Annotated in this window: 15 protein-coding genes; 11 read left to right on the plus strand and 4 right to left on the minus strand. The window is 73.1% G+C overall.

Features of this window, described 5'->3' with window-relative positions; translation table 11 throughout:
- Positions 1–854: phosphatase PAP2 family protein (locus B7P34_RS20215; protein ID WP_106678385.1), on the minus strand; the 854-nt coding region annotated here is incomplete at its 3' end.
- A 312-nt stretch (positions 855–1,166) separates the two neighbouring features.
- Complete coding sequence (locus tag B7P34_RS20220) at positions 1,167–2,351, minus strand: glycosyltransferase family 39 protein (protein ID WP_106678387.1); 1,185 nt, start codon at positions 2,349–2,351, stop codon at positions 1,167–1,169.
- 175 nt (positions 2,352–2,526) lie between these two features.
- Here B7P34_RS20220 and B7P34_RS20225 point away from each other — a divergent pair, with 175 nt between their 5' ends.
- Positions 2,527–4,173: an MFS transporter gene (locus B7P34_RS20225; RefSeq protein WP_106678389.1), complete on the plus strand. Its 1,647-nt coding sequence runs from the start codon at positions 2,527–2,529 to the stop codon at positions 4,171–4,173.
- Between the two features lie 303 nt (positions 4,174–4,476).
- Complete coding sequence (locus tag B7P34_RS20230) at positions 4,477–5,646, plus strand: acyl-CoA dehydrogenase family protein (protein WP_106678391.1); 1,170 nt, start codon at positions 4,477–4,479, stop codon at positions 5,644–5,646.
- Between the two features lie 36 nt (positions 5,647–5,682).
- On the opposite strand, the gene B7P34_RS20235 is transcribed toward B7P34_RS20230, so the two are convergent.
- The gene (locus B7P34_RS20235; protein ID WP_030369536.1) at positions 5,683–6,120 is read right to left on the minus strand and encodes a cell division protein SepF; all 438 of its coding nucleotides are present in this window, start codon (positions 6,118–6,120) and stop codon (positions 5,683–5,685) included.
- A gap of 247 nt (positions 6,121–6,367) precedes the next feature.
- Here B7P34_RS20235 and B7P34_RS20240 point away from each other — a divergent pair, with 247 nt between their 5' ends.
- The 7 genes from B7P34_RS20240 (at position 6,368) to B7P34_RS20270 (ending at position 15,610) form a co-directional block, all read left to right on the plus strand.
- Positions 6,368–7,705: a DUF5685 family protein gene (locus B7P34_RS20240; RefSeq protein ID WP_106678393.1), complete on the plus strand. Its 1,338-nt coding sequence runs from the start codon at positions 6,368–6,370 to the stop codon at positions 7,703–7,705.
- A 712-nt stretch (positions 7,706–8,417) separates the two neighbouring features.
- Positions 8,418–9,446, plus strand: coding sequence for an LLM class flavin-dependent oxidoreductase (locus tag B7P34_RS20245; RefSeq protein ID WP_106678395.1), 1,029 nt, complete (start codon positions 8,418–8,420; stop codon positions 9,444–9,446).
- Positions 9,443–10,804 (plus strand): NtaA/DmoA family FMN-dependent monooxygenase, encoded by a 1,362-nt coding sequence (locus tag B7P34_RS20250; RefSeq protein ID WP_106678397.1) that lies wholly within the window; start codon positions 9,443–9,445, stop codon positions 10,802–10,804. The genes B7P34_RS20245 and B7P34_RS20250 overlap by 4 nt, the downstream gene beginning before the upstream one ends.
- 5 nt (positions 10,805–10,809) lie before the next feature.
- Entirely contained in the window at positions 10,810–11,610 is an 801-nt protein-coding gene (locus B7P34_RS20255) for a DUF1684 domain-containing protein (RefSeq protein WP_106678399.1), read from the plus strand.
- A gap of 522 nt (positions 11,611–12,132) precedes the next feature.
- On the plus strand, positions 12,133–13,023 hold the full coding sequence (locus B7P34_RS20260; RefSeq protein ID WP_106678401.1) for a S1 family peptidase: 891 nt from the start codon (positions 12,133–12,135) through the stop codon (positions 13,021–13,023).
- 135 nt (positions 13,024–13,158) lie between these two features.
- Complete coding sequence (locus B7P34_RS20265; protein ID WP_106678403.1) at positions 13,159–14,016, plus strand: slipin family protein; 858 nt, start codon at positions 13,159–13,161, stop codon at positions 14,014–14,016.
- Positions 14,017–14,527: 511 nt separating this feature from the next.
- Positions 14,528–15,610 carry a S1 family peptidase gene (locus B7P34_RS20270; protein WP_106678404.1) on the plus strand — a complete coding sequence of 361 codons (1,083 nt, stop codon included), beginning with the start codon at positions 14,528–14,530 and terminating at the stop codon, positions 15,608–15,610.
- Positions 15,611–15,761: 151 nt separating this feature from the next.
- Here the strand turns inward: B7P34_RS20270 and B7P34_RS20275 are convergent, their stop codons facing one another.
- The gene (locus B7P34_RS20275; protein ID WP_106678406.1) at positions 15,762–16,223 is read right to left on the minus strand and encodes a subtilase-type protease inhibitor; all 462 of its coding nucleotides are present in this window, start codon (positions 16,221–16,223) and stop codon (positions 15,762–15,764) included.
- A 413-nt stretch (positions 16,224–16,636) separates the two neighbouring features.
- On the opposite strand from B7P34_RS20275, the gene B7P34_RS20280 reads away from it, so the two are divergent.
- Both B7P34_RS20280 and B7P34_RS20285 read left to right on the plus strand, forming a co-directional pair.
- Complete coding sequence (locus tag B7P34_RS20280; protein WP_106678408.1) at positions 16,637–17,644, plus strand: ABC transporter permease; 1,008 nt, start codon at positions 16,637–16,639, stop codon at positions 17,642–17,644.
- 154 nt (positions 17,645–17,798) lie between these two features.
- Positions 17,799–19,559, plus strand: coding sequence for an ABC transporter substrate-binding protein (locus B7P34_RS20285; protein WP_189382919.1), 1,761 nt, complete (start codon positions 17,799–17,801; stop codon positions 19,557–19,559).
- The last annotated feature ends 5 nt before the right edge of the window (positions 19,560–19,564 follow it).

Genomic DNA, 19,564 nt, shown 5'->3' on the forward strand with positions numbered 1-19,564 from the left:
GGCCGGCCCTCGCGGACGCCCGTACGGCTCCCGACGCCCACCGGCTCGCGGGCCGGCTGCTCGTCGTCGGCCGGGGCGCGCGGGGCGGCCACCGGCACCGGAGCCACCGGAACGGGCACCAGCGCACCGCGCTCGCGCACCCGGCGCCACAGGGCCAGCAGCCACACCTCGGCCCGGGCCATCGGCGCCTCGAACCAGGGCAGGGCGAGCAGCACCAGCAGGCCCGCGGTCCAGCCGAGGGTCACGTCGCTCATCCAGTGCGTACCGAGGTAAACCGTCGTCATGCCGACGCCCAGTGCGAGGAGCGCGGCGATCACCGAGGCCACCCGGCGGGTGCGCGGCGTGGTGGCCAGATAGGCCAGGACGCCCCACGTCACCACGGCATTGGCGGTGTGCCCCGAGGGAAATATGTCGCCGCCCGCGAACATCTCGTTCGAGCCGATCGAGGTGGCGTAGTGCGGGCCGAGCCGGCCCATGCCGATCTTCGCCGCGCCCACGGTCGCGTTGAGCAGCAGCAGTGACGTGCCGAGGACCAGCAGCGGGCGCAGAGTGCCCAGCTTGTAGGTGCGCCAGCCCAGCCAGGCGGCCACCGCGACGGCGGTCGGGCCGCGCTGGCCCAGGACCACGAAGTAGTCGAGGAAGGTGTGGATCTCCGGCCACTGCTTGTACGGCCGGAAGAGCATGACCTGCCAGTCGAACCGCACCGGCCAGGACGTGGTGAGCACGCCGACCACGATCGCCAGGTACACCACGGAGGTCGCCACGAAGATCCCGAGGCGGGTCCGGGTCATCCGCGGCCGCACGGGCTCGGTCGGGCGCTCCTCCGCTTGGACGAGCTCGTCGTTGGTACGCACTCAATCGACGTTACATTGAGTGACAGGAAGCTTCGGCCGATCGGGCCTGTTTGTGATGACGATGTGATGTGGAATGCGTCTCAGCCATGACATGCGCCACATTCGATTCCCCGGGACAACCATCGCACCGGAAATTCCGGCACCCCTCCGGACGGCTGCCGGGGTCGTTTTGTTTGGTATTCCGTGCCGCTGTTTATCGGGGATTGGCCGGGGCGTTCCACGGCGTTTTCCGGGGTGCCCGGGAGCCGGTGCGGACGATCACCCGGAAAACGATCAGGCGGCCGGGGCGGTGCGCGACCGCCGGCGGCCGGATCACGGGGGACCCGAGCCGTTCAGCCAGAACGCTCCGTACACCGCCGACACCAGCACCACCGTGCTCACCGTCAGTACCGCCCGCACCGGCCGCGCCCGCGCCGCGGCCACCGCGAGCGGCAGCAGCAGCGGGAACGCCGGCATCATCAGACGCGGCTTCGAGCCGAAGTACCCCTTCGCCGTCAGGGCCAGCAGCAGCACGGCCCCCGCGTAACCGAGCAGCGGCAGCGGCTGGCGCTGCCGCACGCACGCCGCGTACAGCCACAGCACCAGACCCACGCCCACCAGCAGCCCCAGCCCCGCGGCGAACGCCGGGCCGAAGAGCCGCTGCGCGACGAACGAACCGAAGGCCAGCCCGCCGTCGAAGCCGTTGCCCCAGCCGCCCTGCACGTCCAGATAGCCCGTCGGGCTGCCCGTGCGCACGCCCACCCACACGAAGTACGCGAGCCAGCCCAGCGGCGCGAGCACCGCGCCGAGGATCATCCGGGACAGCTCCCGCGGCTCCGGGCGCCCCCCGCGCCGCAGCGCGACCAGCACCCCCAGCCACACGGCCAGGACCACCGCCGCACCCACCGGGCGCGTCAGCCCGGCCAGCGCCGCGAAGCAGCCCGCCCACACCCAGCGCCCGGTGAGCACTGCGTACAGGCTCCACGCCGCCAGCGCCGTGAACAGCGACTCCGAGTACCCCATCGACTGCACGACGCCTACCGGCAGCGCCGCCCACAGCGCCACCAGGGCCACGCCCGCCCGGCGCCCGTACAGCCGCTCCCCGATCAGGAAGACCGCCCACGCCGCCAGCAGCGACGACACCGCGCTGACCACCAGGCCCGCGTCCCTCGCCGAGAGCGGGAAGACCGCCGACAGCCCCCGCTCCAGCCAGGGCAGCAGCGGGAAGAACGCCAGGTCCGAGTGGACCTTCCCGCCCGGCAGGTGGAGCGTGTACCTGTAGCCGTCCTCGGCGATGCGGGAGTACCAGACGGAATCCCAGCGGGCCGAGAGCAGCCGGTGCGCGCTCTTGCCCGTGCCGTGCGCCCACACCGCGAGGACCGCGATCCCCAGCGCCCGCACCCCCGCGTAGACCAGCAGGGCGGGCAGCGCACGGCGCAGCGCGCCACGCGCCCGGAGGGCGGCCCGGGGCGGGCCCGCCCCGGCGCCCGTACCGGCGGGAGAAACAAGATCAGTCACCGATCAATTGTCCAGCATGAGCGGAGCGCCTCCACGATCGGCCCGGACGGTGACGGAGCACACGGATCCGTGCCCGGGACTCGCGTACGCTGTCGAGTCACTCGCCGACGACGCCGCGCGGTCCACAGTCCCCAGGGCCCGCGGGCAGCGGCGAGCGCATGACACGGAGGTGTGAATGTCCGGGACGACCACGGCCGGCCCGCCGCGGGCCGGCGGCGTCCCCCGGCAGCGGTACCGGCGCGGACAGCGGCAGCGGCCGCCGTACGAGCCCTCTGCCTGCGCCGGGGTGAGCCGCTGGACCGTCCTCGTCGTCCTGTGCGTCAGCCTGCTCCTTGTCGCCGTCGACGCGACCGTCCTGCACGTCGCCGTCCCGGCCGTCACCGAGGACCTGCGGCCCGGCGCGATCCAGCTGCTCTGGATCGTCGACGTCTACCCGCTGGTGTGCGCCTCGCTGCTCATCCTCTTCGGCACCCTCGGCGACCGCGTCGGCCGCCGCCGGGTGCTGCTGCTCGGCTACGGGCTCTTCGGCACCGCCTCCGCGCTCGCGGCCTTCGCCCCCACCCCGGAAGTGCTCATCGGGGCCCGCGCGCTGCTCGGCGCCGGCGGCGCGATGATCATGCCGGCGACGCTGTCCATCCTCCGCCAGGTCTTCCCCGACCGGCGCGAGCGGGCCCTCGCCGTCGGCGTGTGGAGCGCGGTCGCCGCGGTGGGCGCGGCGGTCGGTCCGCTGCTCGGCGGCTTCCTCCTCGAACACTTCTGGTGGGGATCGGTCTTCCTCATCAACATCCCGCTGATGGCCGCGGCCCTGCCCGTGGGACGGTGGCTGCTGCCCGAGTCGACCGGGCCCCGCGACGGGCCGTGGGACGTGACCGGCGCGCTGATGGCCGCGTTCGGGCTGTTCGGGCTCGTCCTCGGAGTGAAGCGGGCCGGCACGGGCGAGGCGCTCTCGCTCGGCACGGTCGTCCCCGGCGCGGTCGGGGCGGCCCTGCTCGTCCTCTTCGTCCGCCGGCAGCGGCGGCGGGCCCACCCGCTCGTCGACCTGCGGATGTTCTCCCGGCCCGCCTTCGGGACGTCCGTCGGGTGCATCGTGCTCGCCATGCTCGCGCTCGTCGGCCTGGAGCTGATCGCCGCGCAGTACCTCCAGCTCGTCCTCGGGCTCACCCCGCTGGAGACCGGGCTGCGGCTGCTGCCGCTCACGCTCGCCGCGATGGCCGCGGGGCTCGTCGGCTCGCGCATGCTGCAGTGGCTCGGCCCCCGCGCGATGGTCGCCCTCGGCTTCGTGCTGACCGCCGCGGCCGTCGCCTCGCTGACCGCGATGGGCCTCCACGACCGGCCCGGAGCGCTCTTCGGCTGCTTCGTCCTGCTCGGCTTCGGCCTGGAGACCACGCTCTTCGGCGCGTACGAGTCGATGCTCAGCGAGGCGCCCGCGGAGTCCGCGGGCGGCGCCGCGGCGATCGGCGAGACCTCGTACCAGCTCGGGGCGGGCATCGGCATCGCCCTGCTGGGCAGCGTCATGAACGCCGCCTACGCGCCGGGCGTCGCCTCCGTCCCCGGCGTCCCCAGCGCGGCCGGCGCCTCCGCGAGCCACTCCCTCGGCGAGGCCTACGACGTCGCCTCCCGGCTGGGGGGACCGGCGGGGGCCGCGCTGCGGGCCGCCGCGCGCGACGCGTTCGTGCACGGGTTGCACGTGACGCTGGCGCTCAGTGCGTGTTTGCTGCTGGTGGGGGCGGTTGCCGCGTTGCGCCTGCCGCGGGCGATGGATTGCGGGGCGGCGCCGTCTCCGGCGTCAGCCGAGGAGGTTCCGGCACCGCCGGTCAGGTAGCGGGGTGGTTGCTCGCCGTCGCGGCGGAGGAAGAGGCCCCGGTCCCACCTCTTCCCGAAACCCCTGCGGGGAGCTGGGGGTGGCCGCCCCTCCCCGGAACCCCGCGGGGGGCTGGGGCTTGCCCCCAGGAAACGGAGAAAGGGCGGGACCGGGGCCCTTCCCCCGCCGCAACGGCGAGCAACCACGGCGGCGCGGGCCGGCGGTGCCGAACCTCACGCCCGTCCGGGGCTGGACGGTCACGCTACCCGCCCGTAGCGTGCCCCGCGGAAGCGATCACCCCGCCGCACCCCGCCGGAGGCACCCGTGTTCGACCCGCATGACCCCCTCGGCATCGACGACCTCCTCACCGACGAGGACCGCGCCGTCCGGGACACCGTCAGGCAGTGGGCCGCCGACCGCGTCCTCCCGCACATCGCGCAGTGGTACGAGTCCGGCGAACTCCCCGTCGTCCGGGAGCTCGCCCGCGAGCTCGGCGCGATCGGCGCCCTCGGCATGCAGCTCAGCGGCTACGGCTGCGCGGGCGCGAGCGCCGTGCAGTACGGCCTGGCCTGCCTGGAGCTGGAGGCCGCCGACTCCGGCATCCGCTCCCTGGTCTCCGTGCAGGGCTCCCTCGCGATGTACGCGATCCACCGCTTCGGCTCCGAGGAGCAGAAGCAGCGGTGGCTGCCGGCGATGGCGGCGGGCGAGACCATCGGCTGCTTCGGCCTGACCGAGCCCGACCACGGCTCGGACCCCGCGGGCATGCGCACGTACGCCAAGCGCGACGCCGGCGGCGACTGGGTGCTGACCGGCCGCAAGATGTGGATCACCAATGGTTCGGTCGCCGGCGTCGCCGTGGTCTGGGCGCAGACCGACGGCGGCATCCGGGGCTTCGTCGTGCCCACCGACCGCCCCGGCCTGTCCGCGCCGGAGATCCGGCACAAGTGGTCGCTGCGCGCCTCGGTCACGAGCGAGCTGGTCCTGGACGAGGTGCGGCTGCCCGCGGACGCCGTGCTGCCGGAGGCCACCGGCCTGCGCGGCCCGCTGAGCTGCCTGAGCCACGCGCGCTACGGCATCGTCTGGGGCTCGATGGGCGCGGCGCGCACGAGCTTCGAGACCGCGCTCGACTACGCGCGGACGCGCGAGCAGTTCGGGAAGCCGATCGGCGCCTTCCAGCTCACCCAGGCCAAGCTGGCCGACATGGCGGTGGAGCTGCACAAGGGGATCCTGCTGGCCCACCACCTGGGGCGGCGGATGGACGCCGGGACGCTGCGGCCGGAACAGGTGAGCTTCGGCAAGCTCAACAACGTGCGGGAGGCGATCGAGATCTGCAGGACGGCGCGGACGGTCCTCGGTGCGAACGGGATCTCGCTGGAGTACCCGGTGATGCGGCACGCCACGAACCTGGAGTCCGTGCTGACGTACGAGGGGACGGTGGAGATGCACCAGCTGGTGCTGGGCAAGGCGCTCACCGGTCTCGACGCGTTCCGGTAAGGCCCCGCCCGGGGTGCGCGGCTCGCGCCGCGCACCTCAGCTCTGGTTGTAGAAGCCGCCGTTCGCCCGCCCCACCGGCTCCCCGCTGACCACCTTGTAGTCGGCGGGGGTCAGCAGGAAGACCCGGTTGGCCACGCGCTCGATGGAGCCCCGCAGCCCGAACGTCAGGCCGGCGGCGAAGTCCACGACGCGCTTGGCGTCGTTGGGCTCCATGCCCGTGAGGTTGACGATCACGGGCACCCCCTCACGGAAGAGCTCGCCGATGCCCCGGGCGTCGCGGAAGCCGTCCGGCGTGACGGTGGCGATGCGCGTGCCCTGCTCCTGCGCGGCCTCGTCCGCCACGCGCACCTTGGGGTTGGTGACCCAGGCGTCGCCGGGCTCGGGTCCCTCGGCGTAGTCGTCGTCGTAGTAGCGCTCGTCATCGCTGTCGTCGACGAGGCCGAGCCAGGCACTCGCCTTGCGCACCGATCCCATGAACGCCTCCTCTCACACGCGGTGTGTTCCGTCCGCATCCCTATCGTCGTCCATGATGCGGATGGTGTGCCAAGCGGATGGCCGCCGGACGAGCATTTCGTGACGCATCTGGTGCAAAGCGGGTGGCGGTGCGTCAGAAACCCCGTAGGCCCCCTCTTGCGCCCTGGACCTGGGCATATGCGGTTACGGCGGGCAGTTCGGGGGCGTGGTGCGGGCCCCGGTCGGGTCGGGTGGTCAGGTGATTAGGATGCCCGGGTCCATTCACACCACACACGGGGGCTGGGTTTTGTTCGGGATCATAAGGCCATGCCGGCACCGGTTGTCAGAAGCCATGCGCACGGAATGGATGGCGCATCTGTGCGGACTGTGCCTCGCGCTGCGCGGCGACCACGGGCAGTTCGCGCGCGCGGCCACCAACTACGACGGTCTGGTCATATCGGTCCTGGTGGAGGCCCAGTCGCCGGCGGACGAGGGCGCCAACTCCTGGCGGCGCACGGCGGGCCCGTGCCCGCTGCGCGGCATGCGCACCGCTTCCGTGGCCAAGGGTGAGGGCGCGCGGCTGGCCGCTTCGGTCTCGCTGGTGTTGGCGTCGGCGAAGATGCGCGACCATGTCGAGGACGGCGACGGCGTGTTGGCGCGCCGCCCGGTCGCCGCGGCGGCGCGCCGCGTGGCCGCGAAGTGGGACCGCGCGGGCGCCCGTACGGGAGCCGACCTCGGGTTCGACACCGCGGTGCTGGTCGACGCGGTCGAACGGCAGGCCGGCATCGAGGCGCTGGCCGGTACGGGGACGTCGCTGCTGACGGTGACCGAGCCCACCGAGACGGCCACTGCCGCGGCCTTCGGCTACACCGCCGTCCTCGCCGGACGGCCCGGCAACAAGGGGCCCTTGGAGGAGGCGGGCCGGCTCTTCGGACGGCTCGCCCACCTGCTGGACGCCGTCGAGGACCTGGCGGAGGACGCGGAGACCGGCGCGTGGAACCCGATCGCCGCGACGGGCACGGAGCTCGCCGAGGTGCGCAGGCTGTGCGACGACGCGGTGCACGGCGTCCGCCTGGCGCTGCGCGAGGTCGACTTCGCGAGCAAGAGCCAGAGCAGGCTGGCACATGTCCTCCTCGCGCACGAGCTGGAGCGCGCCGTCGACCGGGCGTTCGGTACGGCGGGCTGCGGGCACGCCGGGCACGCCGGAGCGGACGGGCACGCCGGTGGGGCCGGGCACGCGGTCGCGGTCGCCGGGCTCCAGGACGGTTCGCTGCAGGGCGCGTTCGGGCCTCCGCCCGTCATGCCGCCGGACCGGATGCCGCCCGGGCACATGCCTCCCGGCGCGCCGCCCGAGCCGCCGCGGCGCGGCCGGCAGCGCGGGCTCATCGCCGGCTGTGCCGTGTGGGCCACGCTTTTCTGCACGTGCCAGGTCTGCTGCCGGGACCCCTACTTCGACCCGTGGGACGGAAAGCAGCGGGAAGGCTGGTGCCACAAGTGCGACTGTGGCGACTGCGATTGCAGCGGCTGCGGCGATTGCTGCAACTGCTGTGACTGTTGCGAGAGCTGTGATTGCTGCGACTGCGGCGGGTGTGACTGCGGGTGTTGAGCGCGCGGACGGGATGAGAGGGGAGGGAATGCGAGGGGAGGGTGCGGCGCGTACGTGCCGCTGGTGTGAAGGCGTAACGGAAACGGAAGGCGTGTCTGACGGCGCCGCCGAACGCGTAACCGCGTGAAGGCGTGACCGAGCGAAGGTGTCACCGCGTGAAGCGTGGCTGACGTGAGAGGGCTCCGCGGTCGGCGCGGTCAGCCCTGACGACAGGAGCCGCCCGGAAGGGGCGCAGGGGAGCCGGGACACGACGCGGACCACACACGGCCGAAGTCGATGTGGTTCCGGGTGACGAGCTGTTGCCCTGAGTGCATGGGCCAAGTGGAACAGCCATCCGTTTCCTCGTCAACCGCCCTGAGACGACGTGTCCAGGATGCGGACCTGTCGGCGGACAAGCTTGACAGTTGGCCAAGGCACCGGAATAGCCTCGGAGTTCGGCCGTGCTGAGGGGCGCGGCCGGATGCGCCGCGCCCGACGCGGCCGCCGCGTCCGTCGTGAAGGCGCCGTCCCGTACGCACGGAGCCTCCGCATGCCCTCCTTCGCCGTCCCGGCCCCATCGGCCCCACCGGCTCACGCGAACGCGTCGCCACCGGCGCGGCCTTCGCCCGCCCCCGGCTCCCGCCCGGACCGGCACCCCGGCCCGGCCGCGCCGGTGCGCCCGACCGAGCGGGCGGCCGGCCCGTTCGCGTTCCCCACACCCCCAGGGAATCCCATGTCCGCACCCATCCGGCCCCTGCACCTGGCCGTGAGCATCGACCGCCCCGGCGTCCGCGACGCCGAACCCTACGTCCGCGCCGCGCGCCTCGCCGAACGCGGCAGGCTGGACTTCGTCACCCTCGGCGACACCCTCGGCCCGCCCCGGCGCGGCGCGAGCCGCCTCGACGCGCTCGCCGTCCTCGCCCGCGTCGCCCCCGCCACGGACCGGATCGGCCTCGTGCCCACCGTCACCACCACCCACACCGAGCCGTTCCGCGTCGCCGACGCCGTCGCCACCCTCGACTGGGTGAGCGACGGCCGCGCCGGCTGGACCGCCGAGGTGTCCGCCACCGAGGCCGAGGCCCGCCACTTCGGGCGGCGCGCCGCGGCCCCCGCCGACGCGCTGTGGCAGGAGGCCGCCGCGGTCGCCGACGCCGCCGCCCGGCTCTGGGACAGCTGGGAGGACGGCGCCGAGATCCGCGACGCCGCCACCGGCCGCTTCCTCGACCGCGACAAGCTGCACCACGCCGACGCCGAAGGACCCGGCTGGACCGTCCACGGGCCCTCCGCCGTGCCCCGGCCCCCGCAGGGCCGTCCGGTCACCGCCGTCGACGCCACCCGCCTGCCGGCGCGCGCGGCCGCCGCCCGCCACGCCGACGTCGTCTACCTCCGCACCGGCCCCACGCCCTCGCCCGGCGCGGTCCGGGCCGCCCGCGACGACCTGCACGCCCGGCTGCGCGCACTGGGCCGCGACCCCGGCCGCGTCGTCGTCCTCGCCTCCCTGTCCGTCGCCCTGTACGCGGCCGCCGACGCCGTCGCCCTCGCCGACCTGGCCGGCTCCTGGTGGGCGGACGGCGTCGTCGACGGCTTCCACTTCCGGCCCCGGGACCCCGACCGGGACCTCGCGCTGCTGGTCGACGGCACCGTGCCCGTCCTCCAGCACCGGGGCCTGCTCCGCTCCTTCTATCCCGGCGGCACGCTCCGCGAGCACCTGTGCCTGCCGCGCCCCGCCAACCGCCACACCACCGCGAGGAGGACCGCATGACCGCCCCCGGGGCCCGGCAGCGCCGGCAGATGCACCTGGCCGTCCAGGTCCCCGGCGCCGGCAGCACGACCGTGTGGGCGGGTCCGGACTCCGGCAGCCACATCGGCTTCCCGTCCTTCCGGCACCTCGCCGCCACCGCCGAACGCGGCCTCTTCGACTTCTTACTCCTCGCCGAAGGACTGCGGCTGCCCGAGCACAAGGGCCGGATCCACGACCTGGACGCCGCCGGCCGCCCCGAACCCCTCACCGTGCTCAGCGCCCTGGCCGCCGTCACCGGACGGATCGGCCTGGCCGCCACCGCCGACACCACGTTCCACGAGCCCTACGAACTGGCCCGCCGGCTCGCCTCCCTGGACCACCTCAGCGACGGGCGCGCCGCGTGGCACGTGGTCGCCTCCTCCGACGCCTTCACCGGCGAGAACTTCCGGTGCGGTGGTCGTCCCGACTGGTGCGGTGGTCGTCCCGACCGGTCCCAGTGCTTCGCGCGCGCCGCCGAGTTCGTCACCACCGCGCGCGAACTGTGGGACTCGTGGACGCCCGGAGGCGTGCCGCGGCCCTTCGCGCACCACGGGCGCCACTTCTCGGTCTCCGGCACGTTCGACGTGGCCCGCAGCCCGCAGGGGCACCCGGTCGTCATCCGGTCCGGGGAATCCGCCGGGGAATCCGGCGGGCACTCCCACGAGGAACGGGAGTTCGCGGCCTCCACCGCCGACGTGTTCCTCGCCGGGCCGCCCGGGACGCCGGAGGCCGGACAGGCCCTCTACGCCGACGTCAAACGGCGGCTCGCCGCGTACGGGCGGAGGCCCGAAGACCTGAAGGTCATGCCGGGCGTGACGTTCGCGCTCGGGGACACCGACGCCGAGGCCCAGGAGAACGCCGCCGAGATACGCAAGCAGCAGGTGTCGCCGCAGGGCGCGCTGTTCGCCCTGGAACAGGTGTGGGGCCGGGACCTGTCCGGTTACGACCCCGACGGGCCGCTGCCCCGCATCGACCCGGACCCCGCCGGAGAAGCCGCCCCGGGGCCGGCCCCGATAGCCGACCGTCTCGCCGTCGCCGCGCGCTGGCGGGCCGTGGCCGAGGCCAAGGGGCTGTCCATCCGGCAGACCGTGATCGAGACGACCGGGCGGCAGTCCTTCATCGGCACCCCCGCGTCCGTCGCCGCACAGATGGTCGAGCTCGTCACCGCCGGAGCCGCCGACGGGTTCGTCCTCCGCCCGCACTTCACCCCGGGCGGGCTGGACGAGTTCGCGGGCCGCGTCGTGCCGCTGCTGCAGGAGCGTGGCGCGTTCCGTACGGAATACACGGGCGCGACGCTCCGCGAACACCTCGGGTTGCCGCTGCCCGTATGGAAAGGTTGACGGCCATGAGCACGGACACGGCGCGCGACGCACGACAGCAGTGGAACGCGTGGCGCGAAGAGCGCACGGAGACGGTCTCGGCACCGTACGGGCCCCTCGCCCTGACGGGGACGCACTGGCTCGCCGACGCCCCCGAGGGGCGGATTCCCGCCATTTCCGGGCAGTGGGCGGAGGAAGCGGAGGCGGTGCGGCTGACCGCCACCGCCGTCGACGGACTCACCCTGGACGGACGGCCGCTGGACGGCGTGGTCCGGCTCCGCCCCGACAAGGGTCCCGCGGCCGCGGCCCGCGTCTCGTACGGGGGACGCAAGCTCGTGGTGATACGGCGCGAGGGGCTGTGGGCGGTCCGCGTCTTCGACCCCGGCTCGGCCGGGCGGCGGGAGTTCGCCGGGATCGACGTCTTCGACCACGACGAGAAGTGGGAACTGCCCGGCGTCTTCCGCCCGTACGGCAGCAGCCGGCGGGTGAGCGTGGCGAACGCGGACGGGCGGGAACGCGGGCTGGGCCTGGACGGCGAGCTCGCGTTCACGGTCGCTGGAACCGAACACACGCTGCAGGCCGCGCTGGAGGTGGACGGGACGCTGTGGGCGGTGTTCGCCGACGCGACGAGCGGCGTGTCCAGCTACCGCTTCCGCTTCCTGCGCGCGCCGGCGCCGGGCGTCGACGGCCGGGTGACGCTCGACTTCAACCGAGCGCTCCTGCCGCCGTGCGCTTTCGCGGACCACTTCATCTGCCCGTTCCCGCCGCCGGGCAACACGCTCACGGTCCCCGTACCGGCAGGGGAACGGGACGTCGTGCGGGGGTAGTTCAGGGGGTTCCTTTTCCGCTTGAGGCGGGCGGGCACCGCCGGGCTGCATCGCACGAATGGGCTCGCCGTCAGGCGAGAAGGTTCCGCCGCGGCGGCGAGCAACCCGTACGGCGGAGATCGGCGGTGCCACGCACCGGGCTGCCCCTCCCGTCCGGACGGGTTCGCCGTCAGGCAAGGAGAGTCCGCCGCGGTGGTGAGCAACCTGTACGGCGGAGACCAGACGGTGCCGCACACCGGGCTGCCCCCCGCCCCGACGGGCTCGCCGTCAGGCGAGAAGGATCCGCCGCGACGGCGAGCAACCCGTACGGCGGAGACCGGCGGTGCCGCGCACCCGGTCACCCCCACGTCGTGTCCATCGCCCCCCGCGAGGGGCCCCCGCCCGGCCGAAAGCGGCTCTTGCGGCCGTCGTCGCGTGGCCCGAATACTCCCGAGAAGCGCTTGTCAGGGGCACGGCGAAAACGGAATCCCGCGTGCCCGTACGACTGCGCCTCACCTACCGACCCCACTCGGGAGGAACCACGTGAGGATCACCACGGCGACCCGCGTCGCCCTCGCCTCCACCCTCGCCGCCGCAGCGGCGTTCATCGGCACCGCCGCCCACGCCGAACCCACCGCCGGAGCCGCCGGCTCCGCGGCCGGACTCGCCGCCGCCGGCGCCGCCGTGCAGTCCGCGGACGTCGCCGGCACCGCCTGGGCCGTCGACCAGGACAGCGGCACCCTCGTCGTCACCGCCGACTCCACCGTCCCCGACGCCGCCCTCGCCAGAATCAGGCAGCAGGCCGGTCCCGCCGCCGACGCGATACGGGTCGAGCGGACCGCCGGCGTCCTCCGCCCCTACCTCGGCGGCGGCGACGCGATCTACGCCCCGAGCTGGCGCTGCTCGCTCGGCTTCAACGTGCGCAAGGGCAACACCGCCTACTTCCTCACCGCGGGCCACTGCACCGAGGGCAAGCCGCCCTACTACACCAACTCCGGGCACACGACCAGCATCGGCCCCACCACCGGGACCAGCTTCCCGGGCAACGACTACGGCATCGTGCAGTACACCAACGGCTCCCTCCCGCACCCCAGCGAGGTCAATCTCTACAACGGCCGCACCCAGCGGATCACCGCCGCGGGCAACGCGAGCGTCGGACAGGCCGTGCAGCGCAGCGGCTCCACGACCGGCGTGCACGGCGGCAAGGTCACGGGCCTCAACGCCACCGTGAACTACGGCAACGGCCAGGTCGTCCGCGGCCTGATCAAGACCGACGTGTGCGCCGAGCCCGGCGACAGCGGCGGTGCCCTGTTCGCCGGCTCCACCGCGCTCGGCCTCACCTCCGGCGGCAGCGGGAACTGCAGCTCCGGCGGGACGACGTTCTTCCAGCCCGTCGGGCCGGCGCTGAAGGCCTACGGCGTGACCATCGGCTGACGGCGCCCGGCCGCCGCCCCCTGCCGGCGGTGCGCGCGAGCCCCCGGTCCGTACGCAGGGCCGGGGGCTCGACCCTGTGCCCGATACGGGCATACCGTGGACATAACACCTGAGATGTACGGCAGGGGGCCTCCCATGGTCGAGGATCTGGTGGTGGCAGTCGTGGGCGTGGCGTCCGCCGGGGCGGTCTACGTCATGGCGGCGGCCCGCGTGGTCAAGCAGTACGAGCGCGGCGTGGTGCTGCGGCTCGGGCGGCTCATGCCCGACATCCGCGCGCCGGGGTTCACCATGGTCATCCCGGGCGTCGACCGGCTGCGCAAGGTGAACATGCAGATCGTCACGATGCCCGTCCCCGCCCAGGAGGGCATCACGCGCGACAACGTCACCGTACGGGTCGACGCGGTCGTCTACTTCAAGGTCGTGAACCCCGCCGAAGCGGTCATCGCCGTGGAGGACTACCGCTTCGCGGTCTCGCAGATGGCCCAGACGTCCCTGCGGTCGATCATCGGCAAGAGCGACCTCGACGACCTGCTCTCCAACCGGGAGAAGCTGAACCAGGGCTTGGAGCTCATGCTCGACAGCCCCGCCATCGGCTGGGGCGTGCAGATCGACCGTGTGGAGATCAAGGACGTCTCGCTGCCGGAGACGATGAAGCGGTCCATGTCCCGGCAGGCGGAGGCGGAGCGCGAGCGGCGGGCCCGGGTGATCAACGCGGACGCGGAGCTGCTGGCGTCGAAGAAGCTCGCCGAGGCGGCGGCCACGATGGCAGACCAGCCGTCGGCGCTGCAGCTGCGGCTGCTGCAGACGGTGGTGGCGGTGGCGGCGGAGAAGAACTCCACGCTGGTCCTGCCGTTCCCGGTGGAGCTCCTGCGCTTCCTGGAGCGCTCGGCGCAGCAGGGGCTGGTGCCGCCGGATCCGCCGCGGGCCGCGGAGAAGCCGCCGGCGCCGCCGCCTCCTCCTCCGGAGGAACTCCCTCCGGCCACGGAGACGTGACTGCTGTCGCGGCGGGGACGGTGGGGAACCCCTGGTTGAGCGTCGGCCGCTCGGCGGCCGGGCTCTTGAATCCGCCGCGGCGCGCAACTCCAATGGCGTAGTCCGGTGGTGCCGGTCGGCCCGGCACCACCGGACTACGCCATTGGGCGTCTCGCCGTTGCGGCGGACAGAGAGAGCCGGCGCCCCTTGCGAGCCGGCGCCCCGCTTGCGAGCCGCAGCCCGGCGCCCGAGGCGTGTCGCCCCGACGCGGGTCCCGCACGTGACCCCGACGGGCTAACCCCGCACCGTAAACGCCACCCCATCCGCGCCCGCCGCATGGCGGGGGCGCGCTTCGCGACACGCGCGCCAAGGGAATTCCGCCTTGTGCGCGCCCTCCCCGGGTCCGGGATACTCGACAAGTCAACTTGGCATGGACGCGCCCTCTGTAAAGCCGTCGGCGAGCCCGTGTCGTTGTCCTCCGGGCCCGGCGAATCAGCTCTCCGTGGCCCAACCCCCCACCGGAGGTGCCGAGTTGAAGCGTAGATGGATTCCCGCGCGCGTCGCCCTCGCCGCCGCGTCCGCCGTCGCCCTCGCGGCGGTGACCCTCAGCCCACAGCAGGCCGACGCCTCGCCCGGCTCGCCCGCCGCTCCGGCCCGCGCACCGTCCGCCGCCTCGGACGCTTCCCTCGCCGGGAGGCTCGTCGCCGCGCTGGGGGGCGCCGCCGCCGGTTCGTACTACGACTCCACCCTCGGCAGGCTCGTCGTCGACGTCACGGACGGCGAGGCCGCGGACCTGGTCCGCGCGGCGGGTGCCGCACCCCGCGTCGTGGAGCACTCGAAGGCCGAGCTCGACTCCGCGCACGCGACGCTGGACTCCCGCATCACCACCCCCGGCACGGCCTGGGCGGCCGATCCGCGCCTGAACAAGGTGGTTCTGACCGCCGACCCCACGGTCACGGCGGCGGACCTCGCGCGGATCAAGGACACCGCCCGATCGCTCGGGAGCGCGGTGATGGTCAAGCGGTCCGCCACGAAGCTCACCCGGTTCGTCGCCGGAGGCGACGGCATCTGGGGGGCGCAGTACCGCTGCTCGCTCGGCTTCAACGTGAGCCGGGCCGGAAAGCCGCCCGCCTTCGTGACCGCCGGGCACTGCGGAAAGGTCGAGGCGGACTGGCGCGCCTCGAACGGCGGTGCGGTGATCGCGCGGACCGAGGCCGCGACGTTCCCGGGGCGTGACTACGCCCTCGCCTCGTACACCGCCGCGGTCGACCACCCGAGCGCCGTGGACCCGGGCCTGAAGCCCATCACCGGCGCCGGTGCCGCGACCGTCGGCCAGGCCATCAGCCGCAGCGGCTCCACGACGGGGCTGCGGACCGGCACGGTCACCGCGCTCAACGCCACGGTCAACTACAAGGAGGGCCAGGTCACCGGCCTCATCGAGACCAGTGCCTGCGCGGATTCCGGTGACAGCGGCGGCCCCCTCTTCGCCGGGAGCACGGCGCTGGGCGTGCTGTCGGGCGGCAGCGGGAACTGCGGGATGCCTGTTCCGGCGCCGAGGACGTACTTCCAGCCGGTCCAGGAGATCCTCGCCGCGTACGGCGCGACGATTCCCTGAGGCGTCCCATGAGCCGCGGGCCGGCCGCAGCGATGGGCCGGCCGCAGGACTCGGCCCCCGGACACACCTCCACGGTGTCCGGGGGCCGTTCCGTGCCCGGCCGGTCTGCGGTCAGCCGCGTTCAGCTGCGCTCAGCCGGCCTGCGGGGGGTTCAGAACTCGAAGAGCGTGCCCTTGCCCGCCTTCGCCTCGCACGGGTTCCCGAAGGTGCGCTCGAAGCGGACCCGCTGGCCCTCCCACACGCCGTCGGCGGTGACGACGATCGGGTTCCACTCCTTGGTGCAGGCCGTGCCGGACTTGATGGTGGTGATCTTCTCGAAGTCACCGCCGGCCGCCCGCAGTGCGGCGCAGGCGCCCTTCGCGTCCGGGTGGGTGCCGATCGCCTTGGGGAAGCAGGTCAGCGTCACCGCGCGGTCGACCGATGCCTCGGCGGAGTTCGCGCCGTGACCGGTGGTCAGGACCAGGGCGGAGGAGGCGTACAGGCTCTGCGCCTGTATCGCGGAGGCGGGTGCAGGTGCGGGTGCGGCGCTCGCGGTCGTCGTTCCGGCGGCCAGGAGGCCGCCGCCCAGTGCGAGCGCGGCGCCCATCGCGATGCCCCCAGTGATGTACCGCATTCCGAACACTCCCTTGCTCGTGGCTGCAGATAACGGACGGCAGTCTTACCCAAGTTGAGCGTGAACGCACATGGATCGAACACTTTCAGTCGCTGGTTGAAAACCCTCAGTAGTGGCCGGATTTCATGTGATGCAGGTCTCGTATGAGTCTCGGGGGAGGGGGTCGAGCTCCCTTGCGCGCCCGGTTCGGGGCAATTGCGGGGATTTAATGTTACGGGGATGTTGACCAGCAAGGATTCCTTGTAATCAATGATGAATTACCCAACCCGCCTTCAAAAAGATGGATTGCGGATGCCTATTTCGTTGGATCTAATGATCCGCACGCCGGATCGGGCGATCCCCGCACACCGGCCGAAAAGAGGCCCGCCACGTGACCGAGCGGCGGCCGGAGCGATACAGGAGCGCGGCAGCAAATGGCCGAAGAGCACTCAGGGAGACCCTCCCGGGTCACCCCCGAAGCGCCCTCCCAAGGGCCCTCCGCCCCCGTCTCCCAAGGCCCCTTCGCCACCGCCTGCCGCGCGTTCCGCCGCGACCGCACGGGCCTGGCCGCCCTCGCCGCCGTCGTCTTCTGCGCGCTGCTCGCGGCCGCCGCGCCCCTGGTCACGGCCCTCTACGGGAAGGGCCCCACGGCCCACTACGGGCAGGACACGCCCGGCCTGCTGAGCGCCGAAGGCCTTCCGGTCCAGCCCAATGGCGGCATCTCCGCCGACCACTGGTTCGGCATCGAACCCGGCCTCGGCCGCGACGTGCTCGCCCAGCTCCTGTACGGCATGCGCACCTCGCTGCTGGTGGCCCTCGCCTCCGTCGCCGTGATCGCCGTGACGGGCATCGTCCTCGGCGTGACCGTCGGCTACCTGAGCGGCCTCGCCGACCGGGCCTTCACTTTCGTATGCAATGTGCTGCTCGGTTTTCCGACACTTCTGCTTCTCCTCGCGCTCAGCCCGGTGATCCGGACGCGCTTCGTCGGCCCCGGCGAGAACGAGCCCGCCTGGATGCAGTTCACCTCGCTGATCCTGGTGTTCTCGGCCTTCGGCTGGGTGCCGCTCGCGATGGTCCTGCGCACGTCCGTACGGGCCCTGCGCGAGCGGGAGTTCGTCGAGGCGGCCCGGGCCGTAGGAGCGAGCCGCCGGCACATCGTGCTGCGCGAGCTGCTGCCCAACGTGTGGGCGCCCGTCCTCGTGCACGTCACGCTCGCCGTCCCCGGCATCGTCACCGCCGAGGCCGCGCTGTCCTTCCTCGGCGTCGGCATCAACGAGCCGATCCCCGACTGGGGCCGCATGATCTCCCGCGGCTCCGAGGTCTTCTACGACGACCCGACCTACATGGTCTTCCCGGGCGTGGCGATCCTCGTCTTCGTCCTCGCGTTCAACGTTCTCGGCGATGCGGTGCGGGACGCGCTCGATCCACGGATCGTGCGCTAGCGCTCCGCGCGCGCCGAGTCCGGCTGCGGGCCGGTCGTGGCTGGTCGCGCCCACGCGGCGGAGCCGCACATCGGCACAGCCCCGCGCCCCTACGGGCGCTGCCCCCTACGGGGCGCCCCACCTTCCCCTTCCCCTCCTCAACCCGGAGTTCACCATGCCCCGCACCCGTCCGCGCACCGCAGTCGTACCGGCCCTCGCCGCCGTCATGCTGCTCTGCTCCTGCTCGGCGGGCTCCCAGGGGAAGGAGGACGAGGCCGCCGCCAAGAGCGGTCAGCGGCTCACCGCCACCCTCGGGACCGCCAAGGACAGCCAGGGCCCGGCTCCCGCCGTCGAGGGCGCCCGGAGCGGCGGCACGATCCGCATCGCCAACGCGGGCGACTACGGCCATCTGGACCCGCAGAAGATCTACGCGGGCGAGTCGTACAGCACGTCCCTGCTGTGGGGCCGGCAGCTGACCCAGTATCAGGTCGTGGACGGCAAGCCCAGGCTCGTCGGCGACCTCGCCACCGACACCGGGCAGTCCTCCGACGGCGGCCGCACCTGGACGTACAAGCTCAAGGACGGCATCGCCTGGGAGGACGGCGAGCCGATCACCTCCGAGCACGTCAAGTACGGCATCGAGCGCACCTTCGCCCCCGGCTTCGAACTCGGCCCCACCTACTGGCCCGAGTGGCTCACCGGCTCCGAGGACCGCACCGCCGCCGTCGCGAAGTACGCGGGACCCGAGCACGGCGACCTCGGCGCCATCGAGACGCCCGACGCCAAGACCATCGTCTTCCACTTCCCGCAGCCGCAGTCCGACGTGCCCTACATGGCCGCCCAGTCCTCCTCGTCCCCCGTCCGCAAGGACAAGGACACCGGCACCGGCTACGACACGAGGCCCTTCGCCACCGGCCCGTACCGGATCACCGGGCACAAGCAGAACCAGAGCCTGACCCTGGAGCGCAACCCGCACTGGAAGCCGGAGACCGACCCCATCCGCCACCAGTACGCCGACCGCTTCGAGTTCACTTTCGGCAAGAAGATCCTCAACACCGCGCAGGAGGTCCTCAACGGGCGCGGCGACGGCCCCGGCACCCTCTCCACCAAGAGCGAGGTGCCGCCGGAGCTCTACGCCGAGGCCCGGCGCGACCCCAAGAAGAAGGACCTCCTCGTCACCGGCAGCCAGGGCGCGTACACCAGCGACCTCTACATCAAGAACAGCCGCGTCACCGACCCCGAGGTCCGCAAGGCCATCCACTACCTCTTCCCGCGCGAGCAGGCCCGCCAGGTCCTCGGCGGCCCGCGCCTCGGCGACTTCGCCACCACGCTCTCCTCGCCCGCCGTGGTCGGCTGGAAGAAGTACGACCTCTACCCCGTGGCGCCCGCCGGGGACGTCGAGAAGGCCAAGGAGCACCTGGCGAAGGCGAAGACCAAGGTCGACACGCTCACGTACGCGTACGAGAGCGACGCCCCCGAGAAGGACCGGCTCGCCCAGGTCCTCGTCGACGCCTTCGCCAAGGCCGGCATCAAGCTCGTCACCCGGCCCCTGGAGAAGGCCGCGTTCACCAACGAGGTCTTCCGCGGGCCCGCCCCGTACGACCTGTGGCTGTCCACCAACTCCGTCGACTGGCCCACCCCCTCCACGCTCCTGCCCGACAGCTACCACAGCAAGCTCGACGCCCTCGCCAATCCCATCCGCTACGCCAACCCCGCGGTGGACAAGGAGCTGGAGCGCATCGCCGGCATCGGCGACGCGCAGCAGAAGGCCGACGCGCTCATCGCCCTGGAGGAGACCGTCATGAAGGACGTCCCGGTCGTGCCGTTCCTCTACACCGCCGTCACCCAGTTCCGGGGGACGAACATCGGCGGCGCCGCGATCCACCCGATCTACGGCTCCATCGCGGCCGCCGACCTGTACCTGAAGAGGTCGTGAGGCTC

Source organism: Streptosporangium nondiastaticum (genome assembly GCF_003011965.1).
GTDB classification, from domain to species: domain Bacteria; phylum Actinomycetota; class Actinomycetes; order Streptomycetales; family Streptomycetaceae; genus Streptomyces; species Streptomyces nondiastaticus.